Here is a 20738-nt window from a genome sequence, read left to right on the forward strand (position 1 = left end):
CCGCCTGCGCGGGAATGACTAAGGGGAGGCGGGCATATGCCACAACATAGTCATCGCCACGGAGGTGGCGATCTCTAGGCTTACCTCGTACCCTCGTCATCGCCACGCAGGTGGCGATCTTCTTGGTGTACTTTGTCTCTGTTGTTTATTGATCCTTGTTATGCGCTTACAAAGGTTCCCGCCTGCGCGGGAATGACTAAGGGGGCTTTAGGAATGGCTATGGGGGACTTTAGGAATGACTAAGGGGACTTTAGGAATGACTAAGGGGACTTTACGCATGACTAAGGGGGTTTTAGGAATGGCTATGCGCGGGAATGACCAGGGCGGGGGTAAAACTACATAAGTGGCTTTTTACCCGAACGCTTCTCTTAATATTTCGCGGGTAAATTCCTTACGTAAATAAAATCCTCGGGGCCGCGTTCTAATTCTTTCGCCTTCTGGTCCAAATGCATCAGTGAGCACACTGCCATCAGCGGCCTTGGGACGCAATTGCATAACTTTTCCGTGCCGGGCGGTAATGCGTTCTACTTCGCCCAATACAATCATTTCAGTAATTTCTTCCCAGTCTTGTTTAAGGGCCGCATCCTGTTGTGCACTGGGTGTCCACATAACCGGCATGGCTATTCTGCGTTCAGCCACCGGGATTTGGCGTTCACCCTCAACTGGCATCCACAATACCTTGGATAATTTATTGCGTACATTGCAATTTTCCCACGTGGTGCCGGGGGGGATGAGTAAGGGCGCATAGCAGGCATAGGTGGTTTCAAGCGGCTCTCCGGCTGCATTGATAGGAATAGTTTTCAATTCTATACCTAACTCAGGAAAATCCTGAGTGGGTTTAGAGCCAGCACTGGCCCCAAGCCAAGTTTCGATCAATTGACCAGTCCACCCCTTGTGGCGCTTAAAATCAGGCGGAATGTGAATCCCTGCCAAAGTCGCTAACTCGCCAAGTGTCAGCCCTGCGATGCCCTGGCAGCGCGCGAGTAATTCCTCTGCGCTAGCGGGTGAAGTGGTAGGAGGGAGCACGAATATATTGTCCTTTTTCCGTCTGTGAAATATTAATACTTTGAAAGGGCTATAGTTTATGGAAGAATGCAGGAATAGAAAAGTTTATCGTGCCCGGGAGTCTAAGTGATAGATGCCGATGGATTCCGTGCGAATGTGGGTATAGTGATTTGCAACAGAATAGGACAAGTATTTTGGGCAAGGCGTTATGGTCAGCATTCATGGCAGTTTCCACAAGGCGGAATTGATGAAGGGGAAACTGCAGAACAAGCTATGTATCGGGAATTGCACGAAGAGGTAGGGCTAAATCCTGAAGATGTCTCTGTGCTGGGGGTAACACGCAATTGGTTACGTTACAAATTACCAAAGCGGTTAATCAGACAAGGTAGCAACCCTGTTTGTATAGGGCAAAAACAGAAGTGGTTTTTACTACAACTGGAATGTCCGGAAAAAGATGTTGATGTGCTTAAAACCGGTCATCCGGAATTTGATGATTGGCGTTGGGTGAGCTACTGGTATCCCATCCGCAATGTGGTCTCGTTTAAACGCGATGTGTATCGACGGGTGTTAAAAGAGTTCTGTCCTGTGGTAATGGCACCGGGACGAGCGCAGCCTGCCCACCACAAGCGTTCGCGTAAAAAACGCAGAAGCGGTTAGGTTATGTAGTCGGTCAGGCAACACAAGGTGGCAACAATGCAAAGCGGCAGTATGCTGACAACACTCAAGCGCATCGTCCAGGAAATGATTCAAATTCCTGTGCTTGATGAAGCATTGTTCCGCCTTACCACTCGGGTCAAACAGACAACGAGTGTCGATTCCTGTTCAATATATCTGGCTGATTATGACAATCAGGAGTTTGTCCTAAAAGCCACAGACGGCTTAGCCCGCGAGTCTGTGGAATTGGTTCGCATCGGCTTTTCCGAAGGCCTGATTGGCCTGGTGGGGCAAAGAGAAGAACCGCTCAATATTGAAAACGCGCCGGGGCATCCTCGTTTTAAACACTACCCTGAAGTCAAAGAAGAAAATTATCTCGCCTTTCTAGGCACGCCTATTATTCACCAGCGCCGTGTGCTAGGCGTAATCACCATGCAGCAAGGGGAAATGCGTCGCTTCAGCGAGGATGAAGAAGCGTTTTTAGTGACGCTGGCTGCTCAGGTAGCATTGGAAATAACTAATGCAGACATCCGAGGAGCATTGAGTAATACGTCGGTAGATGCGTCACCACGTCAAAAAAATGTGCGGGGCGTGGCAGGATCGCCAGGGCTGGCCGTGGGTAAAGGCTTTGCGTTTGACGCCAAGATTGATTTACGCAACTGGGTCGCGAGAAAAGCGCGCGGCGATATCGATGAAATTAATGCATATCGGACAGGCGTTGAGGCCACTCGAAAAGAAGTGGATAACTTATCAAAAGGGTTGGACGAAGGTATCCCGGAAGACGTGAAGTCGATATTTCAGCTCTATCACCATTTACTGGATGCAAACAGTTTAGGGCGAGAGGTTGAAGCAAAAATTCACCAGGGATGGGATGCCGCATCATCGTTAAAAATGGTAGTAGAGGATTATGCGGCGCGCTTTCAGAACATGGAAGACCCGTATATGCAGGAACGAGCCATCGATATTATTGATCTTTCTAATCGTATATTGACCAACATATTGATTACGGTAAAAGGGCAAAAGGTCGAGCGAAAAACACCACAGGAAGACAGTATTCTCATCGCGGATGAAGTCTCTGCATCCATGTTAGCCGAATTTCCTGCGCAGTATCTGAAGGGCATTGTGTCGGTCCGCGGGTCTAACAATTCACACGCTGCTATATTGGCCAGAGCGATGGGCGTACCAGCCGTTATGGGTTGTCAAAACGTCTCGCCAGGGTTACTTGATGAAAAAGAAATATTACTCGACGGTTATGCAGGCGAAGTAATTGTTGCACCCGCGCCCAGTATTCGGAGTGAGTTTTTACAGCTTATTCAAGAAGAACAGGTGCTGGCGGAGCGTATTGCTGAAGAAGCCGATCGCCCCTCAGAAAGCCCCGATGGCTGGAAAATGTCGCTCTACGTAAATGCAGGGTTATCCACTGAAACAGAAATGGCGGGCAATTCGCTAAGTGTGGGGATAGGCTTATATCGAACTGAAATTCCCTTTATGTTGCGCGAGCGCTTCCCGTCGGAACAAGAACAAGTGGTGCTATACCGACAAATCCTCGAATCTGCTCCCAACCTGCCTATCACCATGCGTACCTTGGATGTGGGTGGAGACAAACCCTTGCCATACTTTCCCATCAGCGAAGAAAATCCATTTTTGGGTTGGCGGGGAATACGTTTAACCTTAGACCATCCGGAGATTTTTCTAGTCCAGGTAAGGGCAATGTTGCGCGCCAGTCTTGGATTGAATAATCTGCAAATCATGTTACCCATGATCACCTCAGTAAGCGAAGTAAAGGAGGCTAACCGGCTCATTGATCAGGCATTTTATGAAATTGGGGATGAAATTAAAGGGCAGCAGCTGGTGCTAAACCGACCACAAATTGGCATTATGTTGGAAGTGCCATCGGTGCTTTACCAATTACCTCAATTGGCTAAGCACGTGGACTTTTTCTCCGTGGGCAGCAACGACCTGACCCAATATTTACTTGCCGTGGATCGCAATAATTCACGGGTGGCTAATTTATACAACTGTTACCATCCGGCCGTACTTAGCGCTTTGTACGATATTGTTAAACAGGCTGACAATTATAAGGTGCCGGTGACAGTGTGCGGTGAGATTGCCGGCGAGCCCGGGGGCGCGATTCTGTTAATGGGAATGGGCTATCGAAAATTGAGCATGAACGCTTACAATTTGAGAAAAGTTAACTGGCTTATTAGAAACGTATCGTTAAAAGAAAGTAAGCGTTTACTATCTTGTGCCTTGACCGCCACCAGTCATGAACAAGTTTTTCAGCACATCAACGAGTTTTTGGAGCAAAAAGGCTTAGGCGGGCTGATCAGGGCAGGGGCGTAATTCCTGCTCAAGGCGCAGGAAAATTGTGATAGGCTAAGTGCAATTTTTTTGGTGGTGGGAATGACATGGATCCGGCAGCAATAATTTTTGCTTGTTGTTTGGTGATGGGCTTAGTGGTCGGATTTCTGGCTGGGATGTTTGGGATAGGTGGGGGATTAATCATTGTTCCTGCGCTCACCTATTTACTCATCAGCGTAGCAGGGTTACAGCTTGAGCAAGTCATGCCTATGGCAGTGGCCACCTCGTTATCGACTATCATCTTCACTGGGTATTCCTCGGCCAGAGCGCATTATAAACTGGGAAACCTTAAGCGGTATATTGTACTCTGGTGTGGTATTGGAATTTCGCTGGGAGCAGTGTTAGGAGCGCAGGTCGCCAGTGCAATTTCCGGCGCGCTGTTAAAGAATGTGTTTGCCACCCTGATGATTGTAATTGCCTTACAGATGATTTTCGGTAAGCGTAATTCATCTTCTCATTATGCCTCCCGCAGTACGCTAAGTGGCATCGGCGCTGGAAGTGGCTTCGTCAGTGCGTTGATGGGAATTGGTGGGGGCGTGTTGTTGGTGCCCGCGCTGGTGTGGTTTCGCGTAAATATGCGCCAAGCTATAGGGTGCGCGGCACTTTGCGGTTTGGTCGTAGCTATTTTTGGTACGGCGAGCTTTGTCATTGCAGGACTGCACCAGACACATTTACCGCCGATGACGTTGGGATACGTGTACCTGCCAGCAACATTTGGTATTGTAACTACATCTATCTTTACGGCTGGTGTCGGCGCGCGTGTGGGGCAGAAAGTAGATACAGGTTTATTAAAAAAGTTGCTGGCAGGATTATTGATATTAGTCAGCATTAGAATGATTGTAGGAATTAATTAAAACATGGTAGAAAGCAGTTATCTGGTATTTCCCAGTATTGACCCGGTTATCTTCAGCGTAGGACCATTAAGTGTGCGCTGGTATGGTCTGATGTATCTTATTGGTTTTGTCGCCGCGTATATTCTGGCGCATAAGCGCTTGGAGCGCACGCCCTGGAGCAAAGACCAGTTAAGTGATCTATTATTCTGGGGGTTTTTAGGGGTAATTTTAGGAGGGCGCATCGGGTATGTGTTGTTCTACCAGTTTGGGTTGTTCTTAGACGACCCGCTTTACTTGTTTAAAATTTGGACAGGCGGCATGTCATTCCACGGTGGATTGGTAGGTGTCATTATTGCCCTGGTTATTCAGGCGCGCCGCATGAATGCGTCGCTTCTACAAGTGGGAGACTTTGTGGCACCGCTGGTTCCTATTGGCTTAGGCGCCGGGCGTATCGGAAATTTCTTAAATGCAGAACTGTGGGGAAGAACCACCGATGTTCCTTGGGCGGTAATATTTCCAGATGCTGGACCGGAACCCCGTCACCCGTCGCAACTGTATGAGTTTGCCCTTGAAGGCGTAGTGCTTTTCGCCATTTTATGGATTTACTCGGCCAAACCACGTCCGGTAGGGGCTGTGGGGGGATTGTTCTTGCTAGGCTATGGGGTATTCCGCTTTATTATTGAATTTTTCCGTGAGCCCGATGCCCATATAGGTTTGTATCAAATGGGATTCAGTCAAGGCCAATTGTTGTGTATACCCATGATCCTGATTGGTTTGTTCCTTATGCTCAGAGCGTATAAAAAGGGTAACTATCCACCCGCTACTGCGCAGGTGAAGTAATTATGAAAGAGTATCTTGCACTGATGCGCCATGTGAAAGAACATGGTTTTAAAAAAGAAGACCGAACCGGCACTGGCACTTTAAGTGTATTTGGTTATCAAATGCGCTTTAATCTGGCGGAGGGCTTTCCCCTTGTCACGACGAAAAAGTGCCATCTTAAATCCATCATTCATGAGCTTCTATGGTTTTTGAAAGGTGAAACCAATATTGCCTATTTGAAAGAGAATGGCGTTTCAATCTGGGATGAATGGGCGACAGAAGCGGGTGAACTGGGCCCTGTGTATGGGAAACAATGGCGCAGTTGGGACGCAGGTGACGGTAACAGTGTGGATCAGATCCAAGCCGTTATTGAAGAGATTAAATTGAATCCCGACTCTCGAAGGTTAATTGTCAGTGCGTGGAATCCGGCCGTGTTGCCTGACACCACGTTTTCACCCAAAGAAAACGCCGCCAGGGGTAAGCAAGCCTTGCCACCGTGCCACACGATGTTTCAGTTTTACGTCTTAGATGGGAAGCTATCCTGCCAGTTGTATCAGCGTAGCGGCGATGTATTTTTAGGAGTGCCCTTTAATATAGCCAGTTATGCATTATTGACCATGATGGTGGCACAAGTGTGTGACTTAAAATTAGGTGACTTTGTTCACACACTGGGTGATGCTCACCTATATTTAAATCATCTTGAGCAAGCGGAAGAACAATTGCGTCGTGAGCCCTATGCGCGGCCGCAAATGAAACTAAATCCAGCGGTGAAAGATATTTTTGGTTTTACCTATGATGACTTTACACTAACCGACTACCAGGCCCATCCTCACATTAAGGCACCGGTAGCGATATAATAAAAAAGGATCAGGAAAACGTTATGAGCACGCCAGTTCTTATATGTGATGACTCAGGATTTGCGCGAAAGCAAATGGCGCGCTCTATTCCTGATGGGTGGGATGTCAGTATTTCCTACGCAGAAAATGGACAAGAGGCACTGGAGTGCATCCGTCAAGGGAAAGGCGACATCATGTTTCTTGATTTGAATATGCCCATCATGGATGGATATCAAACCATGGAAGCGATTCGCAAAGACGATCTGCCGTGTCTGGTGATAGTGGTATCTGGCGATGTGCAACCGGAAGCGCGCGAACGCATGGTAGCGATGGGGGCCTTGGATTTTATCCGCAAACCCATCGATAACGATAAGCTAACCACGTTGCTGAAGCAGTACGGTATCTACGATGGCGAGGCCACAGCATCCAGCCGCCGGGCCGATGCCAGGCTTTCTCATGCTGCATCACAGGATGAACGCTTAGACGCTTACAGAGAGCTGGTCAACGTAGCGATGGGAAGGGCCGGGGAAAATCTGGCTAAATTATTAAACGAATTTATTGATCTACCTATTCCCAACGTCAATGTGATTGAGTCGAATGAATTGCACATGGCCATTGCGGAGATCAATCATAATGACAGCGTTTCAGCCGTTTCGAAGGGATTTGTAAGCGCTGGCATTAATGGGGAAGCCCTGGTTATTTTTAGTGATGCCAACACCGCTGATATGGTAAGGATGTTGCAATACGACGATGAAGGGGATGAGCTGCTACAGCTTGAAGCGCTAATGGATGTGTCTAATATCCTTATCGGCGCATGCCTGAACGCGCTGTCCACCCAACTAAACGTCAGTTTTAGTCATAGCCATCCCATTTTATTAGGACGTAACCGCGGGCTCGACTCCCTGTTGCATGATTCTATCTCCCGCTGGACCAAAATAATGGCGGTGGAAATTGCCTATTCTATCAAGAGTCGTGATATCAGTTTTGATTTACTTCTGCTATTTCCAGACAGTGCAATGGAGAAAGTTTACACTCGTCTGGTCGACATGACGGAGAACAACGCATGATGGACAGTGAAGTAGCCCAGTTGCACTGGCAGTATCATTTATTAAGTTCGATAGAAGTAGGAATTGTTGTACTGGATAACGAATTCAAGGTGGAAGTGTGGAACCAGTTCATGGAGAACCATTCTGATCTACTTCCTGGCACAATCTGCGGCACTTCCCTATTTGCTCACTTTCCGGAAATAGACGAGAAATGGTTCCGTGCCAAAGCCGACCCCGTGTTCACCCTTGAATCACCGGTATTTTTGATATGGGAGCAGCGACCCTATCTATTCAAGTTTGGTAGTAATCGCCCGATTACGTCTGAATCTGAATTTATGTACCAAAATGTCACCATGTTTCCATTGACCTCGCCTTCGGGGAAAGTGGAAAAAATATGTCTGATGATTTATGACGTAACAGACCAGGCAATGAGTAAACAACGCGCTGAACGGTTGAACGAAGAACTGAAAATTATGAGCCGGGTGGATGGCCTGACCGGGTTATATAACCGACGTTACTGGCAAGAACGCTTCGATATGATATTTAAATTGGCGAAACGTCGGGACAAAGCGGTCTCCGCAATGATGTTAGACATTGACCATTTTAAAAAGGTAAATGATACCTATGGTCATCAAGCGGGGGACAAAGTTATTCAGACGCTGGCGCAGGTGATAACCCAATCGGTGCGCGAAACCGATTTGGCGGGCCGCTATGGGGGCGAAGAGTTTGCTATCGTGCTTACCGATACCGACGCCAACAACGCGCGTATCGTCGCAGAACGAATTCGGTCTGCCGCCGAAGCCACCAAAGTTCAGCACGAAGGCAATACGATTACGTTTACCGTCAGCATCGGCTTGTCTGAATACGGTAGTCACTGTCAATCAGCCCTGGGATGGCTGGAAATGGCCGATCAGGCGTTATATGACGCTAAAGTCAGCGGCCGTAACCAGATTATTACTAAAAATACGCCAGACTAGTGCTAATACCAAACCGTACTGAAGTTTGCTCACTCAGCGCTTAAATTTTTATCCGTTTGACAAGCCACTGGCGTGAAGCTTTAGTGGTGCTGAATCGAACGCAGTTAAGGCCGCTGAAATGTGGAAAACGCCGCGCCTAAAGGAAGATAAAGGCGGTTATCTGTTCCGCGTTACCTGGGCGTTAAAGGCTCCAGCCTCATATCACATATCACTTATCACCAAAGCGTCTTTGTTAGATTGCTTTCTCTATCTCTAAGCTGAACCATATCATTGTGGTTTAGTATAACCGTTAACCAACGGCTTGCTTTCAAGCCGTTGAATATCACCTTTGATGGCACGTAAAAAGAGCAGGCTGGGGATCACCATGGCCGCAGTCAACATAAAAAAGAGGCTCCAGTTTCCACCCAAACCATCCACCATGATGCCACTGGAGGAGGCCACTAGTGTTCTGCCCAGATTACTTAAAGACGCCATCAGCGCATATTGAGTCGCACTAAAGGATCGGTTACACAATAACGAAATAAAGGCGACCATGGCCACCGTACTCCACGCAGCGGTGAAGCCATCAATAATTACGGCGGCGGCGAAAAGTGACTTATCCGGCCCCACCTGAGCTATCCATGAAAACATCAAGTTACTGCTCGCCATGGCAATCCCTGCAACCATCAAACCTTTGTAAATCCCGTAGCGGATATTCACCATGCCACCAATGATAGAAAACACGATGGTAACCCACCAGTTGAGTAACTTTGACAGGGTACCAATTTCAGCGTTGGAGAAGCCTATTTCTTTGTAAAATACGATACTCATTCTACCTAAAAATGCTTCACCAATTTTAAAGAGAAAAATAAATAGCAGCAGCGAAAGCGCTAATTTCACGCCATTGCGTTGAAAGAATTCGCGGAAGGGTTCGACTACGGTAGCAAGCAACCATGCGGTCGTCCTCGCCAGCAAGGTGTTGTGGCTATATTGACTCATCTGTGCCTGATAGCGTTTTTCGGCCGCTTCCAAGGCGGCGGTGTTATCCACTTTGGGCTCTTTGGCGAAGAGCGTAGCGATGGTCAGTGCCACCATGATACAAGCAAGAACAGCATATATCTCAGGCCAGGCCCAGCCGTTCATATCTGCCATAAAGAAGGGGATCGCACCCAAACCGCCATACCCGGTCCACCACCCTGCGGTGGCCATGGAAGAGCCAGCAGAAAGCTTTTCTTTTTCGTTTTCGTCAATGACATCGATACGGTAGGCGTCGATAGCGATATCCTGGGTGGCAGAAAATATCGCAATAAATAATCCGGTCAGCGCAATCAGAAACAACTCATTTTGCGCACTATGCAAGGACATCAGGTAACAGCATGCCGCGATAGCTATCTGCATGGAAATAATCCAGCCGCGGCGTAAACCCAACCAGGGTAAATGAATTTTATCCAGGAAAACGGACCATAAAAAATTAATCGAGTAGACGGCGAAAATCGCGCCAAACAAGCCGATTGATGACCGCGATAAGCCCTCGTCTTTTAACCACGCTGATAACACCGAGCCAATCATCACCCAGGGAAAGCCACTGGAGATGCCAAAGATAAACACACTGAATAAGCGACGGTCAAAAAAAGCTTTAAATGATGCGTGCAAGGTTAAGACTTATTTGAAGAGCGATGGTGCTATTGGATCATGAAATACACACGAGTGCAATAAAAGTAGTGTTAGGGGCGGATACCTACACAATCAAATGGGCACATGCCTTTACCCTCAAGAAAGACCATGCAGTTGGCCAGTTCCTCTACCAAATACGTATCGTGGGTGAGTTTATCTTCCGTCCAAAAGTGAATTTGGTGAAGTAAATGCCAAAATACCCGTTCCTTTTGAGAGTAAGGTTGATCCAGGGGGTAATCGACCTGAGACCACTCTTCCATGGTGTCCCAGAAAAACAGCTCTAACTCCGCATGAGGCAGATCACCCTGCCAGAAGGAACGAAGGTAGAAACATAGCTGTTTAGCCTTGGTGTCGATAAAGGAGGTTACTTTCACTGTACTGCCGTATTATTCTAATTCGCCTTAAGTATAGTCTTTTCTTTTTCTTTTTCTCGCGATTCGCCAGAAGATACAGCAGGTACATGAATTTAATCAAAAAATATTTTTGCCTGTGATCTTTTTTGGCGATGACCGCAGCAGTACGCCTTTACCAGCCCAGATAGCTTGTCCAGCCATAAATTTCTTTGCTCAATCGCGTCACCTGAGGTGAGACTGAATCAATATAGGAATGGGAGGGAAAATCGTCAGCCTGAATTGAACGCTGCCGATAGTGTAATTTTAGCGCATTAACTGCATCCTGTTTGCGTTGACGATACGTCTTAGCGTTCCACAGATTGCTCTGTATGAGATTAATGTCTAACACAGGAAATGCCGTTTTCGCCAACGCTTCACCAATCGCCAGATTTTTTCGACGATCGGGCCAAAAGGGCGAGATAACCACCATGCTGTCGGGAGAAGCAATTTGATTGTCGGCAGCCAGCTCTATTAAATGCGCGGCGGTCATACCCTGACTAACAACTATCTTAAATCCTCGATGGCTGGACGCGTGGTTGTATAATGCCGTGATCAGCAGGGACAACTGCGTTTTGGTGCGATCATAGTCAAACCACGCCTGTTGACTGGAGCTACGTGGATGAACCATCGCGTTTTCGGCTTGTTCTGTGGCCACCAGTGAGACATCGAGCAGCGAAGGCGCAATAAGAGTATGCCAACCCCATTGATTAAGCTGCGTGGCTAACTGTTGCGCTGCCGACAACCTTAGCCCCTGATACCCAGAATCAACCAGCAGAATGGCAACCCCGCGGGATAAGGGGATCGCCGACTCTTGCGCGAGCACCGACAGCGTTAACTCCCCGACCAATACCTGCTCTAGTTCTTCGGCATGAAAGCGACGTTCTAAATCTTCCGATAACGTATTCGCCTGACCCCAGACCATCGGCGTCAGGATCGCTAACAACAAACCAAAGATGGGAGTGAACAGCTTCAGCATGGAACACCTCTTACAATGCCGACAATTGATAAATGTTTTATCGGCATAAGAACCAAAATATTAACTATAGAATCAGTATAGATTAAGTAGACGGGTCCATTGAAAAAGGCGCGGGTTGATAGTCACCAAACGGCAGCGCACTTTCAAAAGACTGCCACTGATTGGTCACAGGATGAAACAACTGCAATGTGCAGGCATGTAATTGCAGGCGTCCCGCTGCCTGGCGACTTTCCTCTGAGCCATATAGCCTGTCCCCCAATATGGGATGTCCCAGCGATAACATATGTACCCTCAGTTGATGCGAGCGTCCGGTAACAGGGTACAGGGCGACCAGGCTTTCACGTTGATTTTTACGGATAACCTGATACTGGGTTAACGCAGGCTTGCCTATCTCAAAATCGACTTTTTGTTTGGGTCGGTTTGGCCAGTCGCAGATGAGAGGTAAATTGACCTCGCCCTGTTCTTGCGTGACCTCGCCGTATACCCGGGCAAAATAGCGTTTGCGCGTCTGACGCGTCTCAAATTGGCGCGACAAATGACGATGGGCAGGCTTGTTTTGCGCTAATACCATCACCCCTGAGGTGGCCATATCCAACCGGTGAACAATTGTGGCCGCGGGAAATACCCGGTTAACCCGCGTGATTACGGAGTCGTGATGGGCTGGCGCTTTGCCAGGCACACTGAGTAATCCACTAGGTTTGTTTACCACCAGGATATCATTATCCTGATATAAAAATTCAAGATAGGGATGTTGCGGGGGATCATAGGTAAATGCGGGATTCGCCATCAGGGATTATTCACTACTACTCGCAACGCATCCAGTCTGACATCCGCAGACGTTAAGGCTTTTTCAAGAGCGGTCTTTTGTTGCTCAACAAATGCGATTTCTTCATCGCGAACCGCAGGATTGCGCTTCTGCAGCGAACGTAAACGTTCAGCTTGATCGGACAAACTCTCGCGCATCGTGGCTAATGCGCCTTGCAATACCTTATTGGCTTGCGAATGCGCTAACGCACTGGCTTGACTGATATGCTTTTCCAGTTGGGGTTTTAACGCCCCTACCAGTTGTTGAGCCACTTTTCTGCCAGTGGGGCGCACATCTTCGAAGCTGACTTCAGAAGGTAAGCCTTTTGCATCCATACAGATGCGTAGTGGCGTGGGGGGAAGATAGCGACCGACCTGTAACGATTTTGGCGCACTGCATTCCAGTACAAACAAAGCCTCCAGCCAGTAGATACCAGCAGGTTTGGTGGCATCTGAAATAAAGCCGACACTGCTTTTTCCTAGTACTTCGGTAAGCACCAGCTCTATGGCACTGTGCACGAGAGGATGATCCCAGGTCAAGAAATGGACATGTTCTAACGTCGTGGCAATGCGGCGACGATACGTCACTGTCATTCCTTCGTGATCGAAGCCAGGAAGATGGTTGACCATAGATTCGGTCGGCGTGAGGATAAAGCAGTCGTGGCCTTTTTCTTCCTGATGAATACCAATCGCGTCAAACACCCGGCTCATAAATTTGGGTAACGCCAGTGACGTATCTAATGCCACCATATCTTCAAGAAGTGTATCGACTTTGCCCACGCCCGAGGCATTTAACTCAAGTAAGCGATCGCGACCCTCATCAAGTTGCCTTTTTAAGGTAGCATTTAACTGCTGTGACGTGGCGATGAGAGCTTCGTTTAGCTGTGTATCGGCCGGGGTGTGGCAAGCGGCCAGCAACTGCTCGGCGACCTCTTCGAATACACCAGAGCCAGTAGGGCAGGTCTGACAAAAAGCATCCAGGCCCTGATGATACCAGTCCAGCAATACCTGTTGCGCACTACCGATTAAATAAGGCACATGAATCTGCACATCGCGCGTCTGCCCGATACGATCCAGACGCCCGATACGCTGCTCTAATAAATCAGGAGTTAACGGTAAATCAAATAAAATCAGATGATGGGCAAACTGAAAATTACGCCCTTCACTGCCAATCTCGCTACATAAAAGGACCTGTGCGCCCACGTCAGGATCGGCAAAATAGTGGGCAGCCTTATCGCGGTCAACAATGCTCATGCCCTCGTGAAACACACTATGGCGGATACTGGATTTCGTACGCAATACTTCGGCCAACTGCTGCGCCGTCACGGCACTGGCACAAATTAATAACACTTTTGCCGGTTTAATAGCGGTAAGAAATTCGATTAACCATGCAACCCGTGGATCGAAATCCACCCAGGCCTCAGACACCGCAGGATGACGTTCGGGAAACAGTTTGTCGGTGAGGTCTGCGCTGCTTATTATGTCAGCATACTCGCCTGGTAAGTTCAGTGGGTGGGGATTGAGGGCCCGCGCCGGAAACCCTTCAATACTAGCGCGCCGGTTTCTAAATAGGATTCTGCCTGTGCCATGCAGGTCGATCATCTTGTGGGCCATTTCAAGGCGCTTTGCTTCGCTGGCAAGATCGTCTATGGCTATCTCTACTTCAGGAGCAAGGGCATGTAACGCTGCGAGTTCATCATCAGTTAACGCTCTGTCTTCAAGCAGCGGAGTAACCGTCTCGGCAACTTTAGCGTAGGTGCTTTCTTCAGCAAGGAAGCTTTCATAGCTGACAAAGCGGGCAGGATCGAGCAAGCGTAAACGGGCAAAATGACTTTGATGCCCCAGTTGATCCGGCGTAGCGGTTAATAATAAGACGGAGGGTACGACGTTCGCCAATGCCTCTATACGTTCATATTCGGCAGAGGGCTGGCTCTCAGACCAGCCCAAATGGTGCGCCTCATCTACCACCAGCATGTCCCAGTGGGCATCAAGCGCCTGTTGATGGTGTTGCGGATGCTGGACCAGAAAATCCAGGCTACACAATACCAGCTGTTCATCGTCAAAGGGGTTACCGCCTTCCTGAGCCGCCGCGGCACAGCGGCTTTCATCAAACACCGAAAAGTGTAAATTGACTCTGCGTAACATTTCTACCAGCCACTGGTGGACCAGCGTGTCGGGCACCACGATCAGCACACGCTGTGATCGGCCGGTTTGCAACTGTTGATGAATAATGAGCGCCGCTTCGATGGTTTTACCCAACCCGACTTCATCCGACAGCAGTACCCGTGGTGCATAACGTTTACCCACTTCCGCGGCGATATGCAACTGGTGGGGAATCAGCTCAATACGAGCGCCAGCTAGTCCGATGGTGGATGATTGCTGATAAGCGTAATCATGTTCCAGCGATTGCAGTCTCAGCTCAAACCACTTGGGCAAATCCAGTTGATTGTTAAACAGGCGCTGTTCCGGTTCGTTCAATTGGACGAGCGGGCTCAGTAAGGCTTCAGAAATTGTCACCGTTTCTTTAGTGTCTTCGCGAATGCCTTCATAAATAAGCACGCCTTGTTTTTCTTGGACGTCCGTGACCGTTGCCTGCCATTCTTCGGTATGGGTAATACGGTCACCGACAGCATAAGTTAGACGCGTCAACGGAGCTTCGCTTTTAGCATATCGACGGATTTCGCCGGTAGCGGGAAAAAGAATCTCTACGGTTCGAAAGTCTACGCTGACGATGGCACCCAAGCCCAGTTCAGTTTCCGTGTTGCTCAGCCAGCGTTGTCCAATATGGAACCCGTCGTTTTTCATGTTTTTCCGTCTGCTCATTTTAAAATGGGGGCGGTATTGTACAGACTGGCCGCGAACTTATAAAGTCAGCAGCCGTGGGATGTCCACAGCTTTTTTAATCTTTGGGTTGGAAGCGCTTGATCGTTATACTTTTTAATTTGTCTCAGTACTCTGCAAATTTCCTCTTCAGCCGCCTGAATTTGGCGTTCTTTGGCGGCTTGAGTAGCCGCTTTATCTTTTAGTACCCGAAGAAGATTTTGTTGGTGTGTATAAACTTCAGCACTCAGAGTATGAAGAAGTTCGTCATCGATCACCGCCTCTACTTGTTTAGTGCCTATTTTTAACGGGGTATTGCCACGTTTCTCTGCCGCCCTCACTGTACCGGGAGGAATAGATTTATCTTTATCCTTTGCACTATAGTACGCCTGGATTAACGTGCCCATGGCACTAATACCTGCAATTATAAGCCCTGCTAAGTCCATACTGGTGTCCTGCACTGAGAAGGATTCTACCTTAAATAAAAAAACCTGCTTAGCGCAACATAATCAAAAAAGAATATCATTTCTTTTTTTAAATTAACGCGGCAAACAATAAAGATGTATAGCTAATTGCATGAAATTAATATGGTTATATTAATCTGGTAAATATTTTTAAGTAAACTACAAAAAATTGAGTGATTCTGTTCGCAAACTGGACTAAGGTGAAAGTGTAAGTCGAAGAGATGGAGTGGCAGTCCTGTTCGACCGCCCTCAATGTCATCTTGACTGGTGCTCGCGCATGAGTAGTTGAGCGAGTCTGGTGTACATTACCGGAGCGACGGATGCCAAGAAACAATCCTAAAGAAACCAAAATTTACGTTTTAGATACCAATATTCTGCTTCACGAGCCTCACGCTTTTCTCTCTTTTAAAGAACATGACGTAGTCGTCCCGATGACGGTACTAGAAGAACTCGATTACATTAAAGACAGCAAAAAGGATGTGGCGCGGGACGCGCGCGTGTCTATCCGGTCAATGGAAGATTTACTGCATGATGCCACCCCGGAAGATATGATCAACGGCGTATCCATGGAAGGCCTGGCTGCAGGGGAGAATAAGCCCACGGGCTCGCTTTCTATCTTTACCGATTTGAATATGGCGGAGTCGCAACAGGTCTTTACCAGCAACGAAAATGATAATCGCATTATCAACGTTGCCTTGCAGCTGCAAAAAACCTTTTCCCGTCGTCAGGTAGTGCTGGTTACCAAAGATTTAAATATGCGTCTAAAGGCAAAGGGCGCGGGTTTGGCTCATGTTGAAGACTATCGAACCGACCAGTTGGTTAGCGATATAAAATACTTATCGAAGGGCTATCACACCTTTGAGGGCAATTTCTGGGAAAAAGTAAAGTCGGTAGACAGTCGCACGGAAGGGCGAGACACCATTCATACCGTTTCGCGTGAACTGCTTCCCAATGCCTTTATCAATGAGTTCTTGTTAGACGACACCAGCCAATTTGCCGGTCTTGTAGAAGCCATAAACGTCGAAACGCTGGAAGTTCTTGATCTTGGCTACGAGCGCTTAATGGGGCGACATGCGTGGGGGATTAGCCCGAAAAATATCGGCCAGGCAATGGCACTGCATGCCTTACTCGACCCTCACATTGACCTGGTTATATTAACCGGCCCCGCCGGTAGCGGGAAAACGTTACTCGCGCTGGCTGCAGCCTTGGAGCTGGTGGTTGAAAAGAATATGTACGAGAAAATCATCGTCACCCGGTCAACCCCGGAAATAGCTGAATCTATAGGCTTTTTGCCTGGTACTGAAGAAGAGAAGATGTTGCCCTGGTTGGCGGCTATCACTGATTCGCTGGAGGTATTACACAAGCACGATGAAAATGTAAAAGGCTCAATGAGTTACATTATGGAAAAAGCCAATATTCAATTTAAGTCGGTGAATTTTATGCGCGGCCGCAGTATTCAGAACTCTATTGTAATTTTAGATGAGTCACAAAACCTGACCGCAGCACAATTGAAAACCATTATTACCCGCTGCGGTGAGGGCACAAAGTTAATTTGCAGCGGAAACCTGGCTCAAATTGATAGCAATTATCTGAGTCCGGTCACCTCCGGACTAACGTATCTGGTCGAAAAATTTAAGAATTTTTCTGGTAGCGCCACCATTAATCTCGACGGTGTGGTGCGCTCTCGCTTAGCGGAGTTTGCAGAGGAAAACCTTTAAGGTGGCTGCCTCTCTTAGCCCTAAAGTGCGAAGCGGCTATGGCAAAAGTGGCGTCATTTAACGATCGTAGGCTCGATACCATATTTGGTAGCGAGCCTTACGATCTCACCCGATTCCTTTAAAATGGCGTAACCCCGGTTGAAGGCGTTCAGTTTCTCCTGGGCATTGTCTGCCTTGCGGGATATTACCAGGTGCTGGTTAATTAACGCCAGGCTGGGTTCAATGAAAATAATATCATCTTTGTGTTCAGGGTAGAGGGATAACAGGATATGCCTGCCCACTGCTTTGTCAGTTAAAGCCATGTCAATACGCTGCTTCAGCAATTTCGCGATGTTTTGTTTAAGATACGTAACCTCTTCCACCACTGCACCGGCATCTTCAAGTTCAGGTGGATAAATAACCCCCCTTACGGTACCTACGCGGGCAGAGGCTAAATCATCAACGGAATTAAAGGTGAACGGGGAATCCACATGTTTGTAAAAACCAATTTCATTTGCAGGTAAGGGGTTTGAGAACAAAAACCATTGCTCCCGACGTTGGGAATGCCACATGGTTAGCAGGCCATCGAAGCGACCGTTCTTGGTTTCTTCGACGCTGCGCTGCCACGCCGGTAAATACACGAGTTCCACCTCGTAGCCTGACAAGGCATAGGCTTTCACTACTATTTCGCTGATAAACCCCTCCCGATAAAGTCCGCGACCGTAATAAGGTGGATATTCACCATAGGCCAGGATAACGGTCGGTTGGGTGGAAGCGGTGGAAGGTTCGGCATCGGCGGTGCCTATCCAGGCTATCAGGAAAAGTAAGAAAACAAACGGCACAAGCACTCCTCGACAGTGAGGCCTACTGAATTCGCTCTAACGTATACTCCCCATTGGCGAGAAATTGATAAGTTGTAGGTGCAACCTGACCAAACGGAAGCAGGGCAGGACCAGTAGGCTCCATTAATATATATGTTGTACCCCTATCCATTACCGTTAGTTCATTTCCTTTTGGAGGAAGTGCTACCCCCAGCAGGGCATGTTCCGGTAACAATACCATCACCATCGCAGTGGTCGGTAAAAACGCCCGCACAATAGCTGCGGTAATAACGGTTTTACTATCACAGTCGCCTTTATTCTGTGAAAGAACCTGCGCGGGTGGGGAGAAGCCGGAACCGTTACTTCCCGTTCTATCTTCCAAGGTATCGTATGGGATACTTTGAATCCAGCTGAGAAGCAGATTGAAATATTCCCGGGCATCCGAATCTTCTTCGAGTTTTTCGTAAAATGCTTGTGATAACGGAATCAATGCATCCGTGGTTTCTAATACATATCGTACGTGGTCTGGTTTCACCGCTTGTTCGTTACGTGGGGTGACAAATTGGGTGTAGTAGTGCTCACGCAGATACTCCTGGTAAGCTTCTTCCCGGCGGCGTTGCAATTGTTGCTGAATGATTTCAGCTTGTTGCTGACTTCTGGCACGCACTTTCACCTCAATGGCTTCATTGCGCGGGACAATATTAATGCGCGCACTTTTGGGGTCAATTTCGCGGGCCTCTTTTAACAGGGCTACCGTGACGTACCGTTGTGCTAAAGCCGGTTGAAAAATACGTTGCAGATTCGGCGTTTTGGCTAGTTGCTGGTTTTCCAGCGCAAACTGTAATGCTTGCTCCGTGCCGTTATAGTCTAACCAGCGATAGAGGTAATTAACGTTTTCGGGGGTATGTTCTCTTTTAAACGCGATCTGTTGAGCATGCGAAAGCATGCTTAACAATAAAAAAGTAATGATGACTAACCCACGTACCACGCTGCTTCTGCCTATTTACCAATGCTTATGCTAATTTGCATTGACGGATGTGAATTTCATCGCAAATTAGGATTATTTATCAACCTAGGGTGGTTAACCTACCAACTAACTTTATCAGTAAAGTGGAACACACACTACTATTATGGTTGAAAATTAGACACTTGTGAGTTGTACCAGTTCAAACTGCCGTGCAGGTTTACCACACTGCCAACAATAATAAGAGATGGAGGCTGAATATCAGCATGGTCAGCAAGGTGTTCGATATTACTCAATTTACCCGTGAGGACGCGTTGCTCGGGGAGGGTGGCATTTTCTATCAACGCTATTGGCGTATCGCTGCTCAGTCCATGCTCAACCAGCTTATGACAAATAATAGGTAAGCCAGTTAAGCCCATGTAAAAAACGATGGTCTGATTAACGTGGGCCAAAGCCGGCCAATTTAAATCCACGGTACCATCTTTTAAGTGCCCGGTGGCAAAGACTACCGACTGCGCATGATCCCGATGGGTTAACGGTATGCCTGCATAGCTGCTGGCGCCACTGGCCGCTGTTATTCCCGGCACGACCTGAAAATCTATCCCGGCATCGACCAGAGATGCAATTTCCTCACCGCCACGACCGAATATAAACGGATCTCCGCCTTTTAAGCGAACCACACGTTGACCTTGTTGGGCCCTTTGCACAATTAACGCGTTAATTTCATCCTGCGGCACGCTGTGTAGACTTTTTGCTTTCCCTACATATAATTTTTCTGCATCGCGTCGGACCAACTCAAGAATCTGCGCTGATACCAGACGATCGTAGATGACGACATCTGCTTTTTGCATTAAACGCAAGGCCCGAAATGTGAGGAGATCCGCATCGCCTGGCCCAGCGCCGACCAGATACACCTGACCCGCGTGCTGTTGTTCTGTTGCAGCCAGGCTAAGGGTTTGGTCAAATAACCGTTGCGCCTTTTCGTCCTGATTTTTTTCTATCAGTTCGGCGACATCACCTTCAAAAATCGTTTCCCAAAAGTTCCGCCGGGCTGTTACCCCCCGTAATACCTGCTTCACTTTATCGCGCGCGCGCTGTGCAAAATCCCCTAATTTACTAATGTGCTGTGGAATAACGCTTTCGAGCTTTTGGCGTAGGTGGCGCAGCAAAACAGGGGCCGCTCCCCCGCTACTAAGCGCGATCGTAATGGGCGAACGGTCAATAATTGACGGTGTGATGAACTGGCATAACGGCGTGTTATCCACGACGTTGACCAAAATATTTCGTGGTTTCGCCAATCTATAGATATGTTCGTTGAGCTGGGTGTCCGCGGTGCAAACAAACACCATCCCCACCTCGGCGAGATCGTGCTCGCGAAATTTTCGTTGATGTAGCTTTACGTTAGGGGATTGCGCCAGCTCCGCTACGGCAGGGCTGACGTGGTCGGCTACAACAATGATTTGGGCCTGGGTTTTTAAGACCAATTCCAGTTTACGCGCGGCCACATTACCTGCCCCGACGATGAGACAGGTTAACGAAGTGGTGTCGATAAAAGCGGGGAAGTACTGCATAGCCTTAAAAATTGCTCATAAAAACGCTATTTTGCCAGTACCCGA

At 48.0% G+C, this 20738-nt stretch carries 18 protein-coding genes; 8 read left to right on the forward strand and 10 right to left on the reverse strand.

Annotated features, from left to right (window positions below):
• Nucleotides 1-351: 351 nt before the first annotated feature.
• On the reverse strand, nt 352-1026 hold the full coding sequence (gene mutH / locus OPS25_RS12515) for a DNA mismatch repair endonuclease MutH (RefSeq protein ID WP_265618074.1): 675 nt from the start codon (nt 1024-1026) through the stop codon (nt 352-354).
• Nucleotides 1027-1131: 105 nt separating this feature from the next.
• On the opposite strand from mutH, the gene rppH reads away from it, so the two are divergent.
• The 7 genes from rppH to OPS25_RS12550 all read left to right on the forward strand — a co-directional run bounded on the left by rppH (nt 1132) and on the right by OPS25_RS12550 (nt 8531).
• Complete coding sequence (rppH, locus tag OPS25_RS12520) at nt 1132-1662, forward strand: RNA pyrophosphohydrolase (protein ID WP_265618076.1); 531 nt, start codon at nt 1132-1134, stop codon at nt 1660-1662.
• Nucleotides 1663-1713: 51 nt separating this feature from the next.
• Nucleotides 1714-4002, forward strand: a complete 2289-nt coding sequence (gene ptsP / locus OPS25_RS12525; protein WP_265618429.1) for a phosphoenolpyruvate--protein phosphotransferase — start codon at nt 1714-1716, stop codon at nt 4000-4002.
• Between the two features lie 65 nt (nt 4003-4067).
• Nucleotides 4068-4874 (forward strand): sulfite exporter TauE/SafE family protein, encoded by an 807-nt coding sequence (locus tag OPS25_RS12530; protein WP_265618077.1) that lies wholly within the window; start codon nt 4068-4070, stop codon nt 4872-4874.
• Between the two features lie 3 nt (nt 4875-4877).
• The gene (gene lgt, locus OPS25_RS12535; protein ID WP_265618078.1) at nt 4878-5693 is read left to right on the forward strand and encodes a prolipoprotein diacylglyceryl transferase; all 816 of its coding nucleotides are present in this window, start codon (nt 4878-4880) and stop codon (nt 5691-5693) included.
• A 2-nt stretch (nt 5694-5695) separates the two neighbouring features.
• Nucleotides 5696-6529 carry a thymidylate synthase gene (locus OPS25_RS12540; RefSeq protein WP_265618079.1) on the forward strand — a complete coding sequence of 278 codons (834 nt, stop codon included), beginning with the start codon at nt 5696-5698 and terminating at the stop codon, nt 6527-6529.
• Between the two features lie 23 nt (nt 6530-6552).
• A complete protein-coding gene (locus OPS25_RS12545) occupies nt 6553-7575 on the forward strand; it encodes a response regulator (protein WP_265618080.1) in 1023 nt (340 codons plus the stop codon).
• Nucleotides 7572-8531, forward strand: coding sequence for a sensor domain-containing diguanylate cyclase (locus tag OPS25_RS12550; protein WP_265618081.1), 960 nt, complete (start codon nt 7572-7574; stop codon nt 8529-8531). Before OPS25_RS12545 ends, OPS25_RS12550 begins: the two co-directional genes overlap by 4 nt.
• A gap of 267 nt (nt 8532-8798) precedes the next feature.
• Here the strand turns inward: OPS25_RS12550 and OPS25_RS12555 are convergent, their stop codons facing one another.
• From OPS25_RS12555 to OPS25_RS12580, 6 genes are all read right to left on the reverse strand, one after another.
• Nucleotides 8799-10163: an AmpG family muropeptide MFS transporter gene (locus OPS25_RS12555; RefSeq protein WP_265618082.1), complete on the reverse strand. Its 1365-nt coding sequence runs from the start codon at nt 10161-10163 to the stop codon at nt 8799-8801.
• A 71-nt stretch (nt 10164-10234) separates the two neighbouring features.
• On the reverse strand, nt 10235-10558 hold the full coding sequence (locus OPS25_RS12560) for a hypothetical protein (RefSeq protein ID WP_265618083.1): 324 nt from the start codon (nt 10556-10558) through the stop codon (nt 10235-10237).
• Nucleotides 10559-10709: 151 nt separating this feature from the next.
• Entirely contained in the window at nt 10710-11552 is an 843-nt protein-coding gene (locus tag OPS25_RS12565; protein WP_265618084.1) for a DUF3530 family protein, read from the reverse strand.
• A gap of 82 nt (nt 11553-11634) precedes the next feature.
• Entirely contained in the window at nt 11635-12339 is a 705-nt protein-coding gene (gene rluA, locus OPS25_RS12570) for a bifunctional tRNA pseudouridine(32) synthase/23S rRNA pseudouridine(746) synthase RluA (protein ID WP_265618085.1), read from the reverse strand.
• Nucleotides 12339-15161 carry an RNA polymerase-associated protein RapA gene (rapA, locus tag OPS25_RS12575; RefSeq protein ID WP_265618086.1) on the reverse strand — a complete coding sequence of 941 codons (2823 nt, stop codon included), beginning with the start codon at nt 15159-15161 and terminating at the stop codon, nt 12339-12341. Before rapA ends, rluA begins: the two co-directional genes overlap by 1 nt.
• A gap of 65 nt (nt 15162-15226) precedes the next feature.
• Complete coding sequence (locus OPS25_RS12580) at nt 15227-15622, reverse strand: hypothetical protein (protein ID WP_265618087.1); 396 nt, start codon at nt 15620-15622, stop codon at nt 15227-15229.
• Nucleotides 15623-15960: 338 nt separating this feature from the next.
• Between OPS25_RS12580 and OPS25_RS12585 the strand changes: the two genes are divergently transcribed.
• Nucleotides 15961-17358, forward strand: coding sequence for a PhoH family protein (locus tag OPS25_RS12585; RefSeq protein ID WP_265618088.1), 1398 nt, complete (start codon nt 15961-15963; stop codon nt 17356-17358).
• A 53-nt stretch (nt 17359-17411) separates the two neighbouring features.
• Here the strand turns inward: OPS25_RS12585 and OPS25_RS12590 are convergent, their stop codons facing one another.
• The 3 genes from OPS25_RS12590 to cysG all read right to left on the reverse strand — a co-directional run bounded on the left by OPS25_RS12590 (nt 17412) and on the right by cysG (nt 20693).
• The gene (locus OPS25_RS12590; protein ID WP_265618089.1) at nt 17412-18179 is read right to left on the reverse strand and encodes a substrate-binding periplasmic protein; all 768 of its coding nucleotides are present in this window, start codon (nt 18177-18179) and stop codon (nt 17412-17414) included.
• Between the two features lie 22 nt (nt 18180-18201).
• Entirely contained in the window at nt 18202-19146 is a 945-nt protein-coding gene (locus OPS25_RS12595) for a hypothetical protein (RefSeq protein WP_265618090.1), read from the reverse strand.
• 140 nt (nt 19147-19286) lie between these two features.
• Nucleotides 19287-20693, reverse strand: coding sequence for a siroheme synthase CysG (gene cysG, locus OPS25_RS12600; RefSeq protein ID WP_265618091.1), 1407 nt, complete (start codon nt 20691-20693; stop codon nt 19287-19289).
• Between the last annotated feature and the right edge of the window lie 45 nt (nt 20694-20738).

The sequence above is a fragment of the Alteromonas aquimaris genome (assembly GCF_026183695.1).
Lineage (GTDB): Bacteria > Pseudomonadota > Gammaproteobacteria > Enterobacterales > Alteromonadaceae > Alteromonas > Alteromonas aquimaris.

Coding starts and splice junctions, on each gene's coding strand:
- ptsP (WP_265618429.1), top strand. CDS start 1,714: ATGCTGACAACACTCAAGCGCATCGTCCAGGAAATGATTCAAATTCCT.
- OPS25_RS12530 (WP_265618077.1), top strand. CDS start 4,068: ATGGATCCGGCAGCAATAATTTTTGCTTGTTGTTTGGTGATGGGCTTA.
- lgt (WP_265618078.1), top strand. CDS start 4,878: ATGGTAGAAAGCAGTTATCTGGTATTTCCCAGTATTGACCCGGTTATC.
- OPS25_RS12540 (WP_265618079.1), top strand. CDS start 5,696: ATGAAAGAGTATCTTGCACTGATGCGCCATGTGAAAGAACATGGTTTT.
- OPS25_RS12545 (WP_265618080.1), top strand. CDS start 6,553: ATGAGCACGCCAGTTCTTATATGTGATGACTCAGGATTTGCGCGAAAG.
- OPS25_RS12550 (WP_265618081.1), top strand. CDS start 7,572: ATGATGGACAGTGAAGTAGCCCAGTTGCACTGGCAGTATCATTTATTA.
- OPS25_RS12565 (WP_265618084.1), bottom strand. CDS start 11,552: ATGCTGAAGCTGTTCACTCCCATCTTTGGTTTGTTGTTAGCGATCCTG.
- rluA (WP_265618085.1), bottom strand. CDS start 12,339: ATGGCGAATCCCGCATTTACCTATGATCCCCCGCAACATCCCTATCTT.
- rapA (WP_265618086.1), bottom strand. CDS start 15,161: ATGAAAAACGACGGGTTCCATATTGGACAACGCTGGCTGAGCAACACG.
- OPS25_RS12580 (WP_265618087.1), bottom strand. CDS start 15,622: ATGGACTTAGCAGGGCTTATAATTGCAGGTATTAGTGCCATGGGCACG.
- OPS25_RS12585 (WP_265618088.1), top strand. CDS start 15,961: ATGCCAAGAAACAATCCTAAAGAAACCAAAATTTACGTTTTAGATACC.
- cysG (WP_265618091.1), bottom strand. CDS start 20,693: ATGCAGTACTTCCCCGCTTTTATCGACACCACTTCGTTAACCTGTCTC.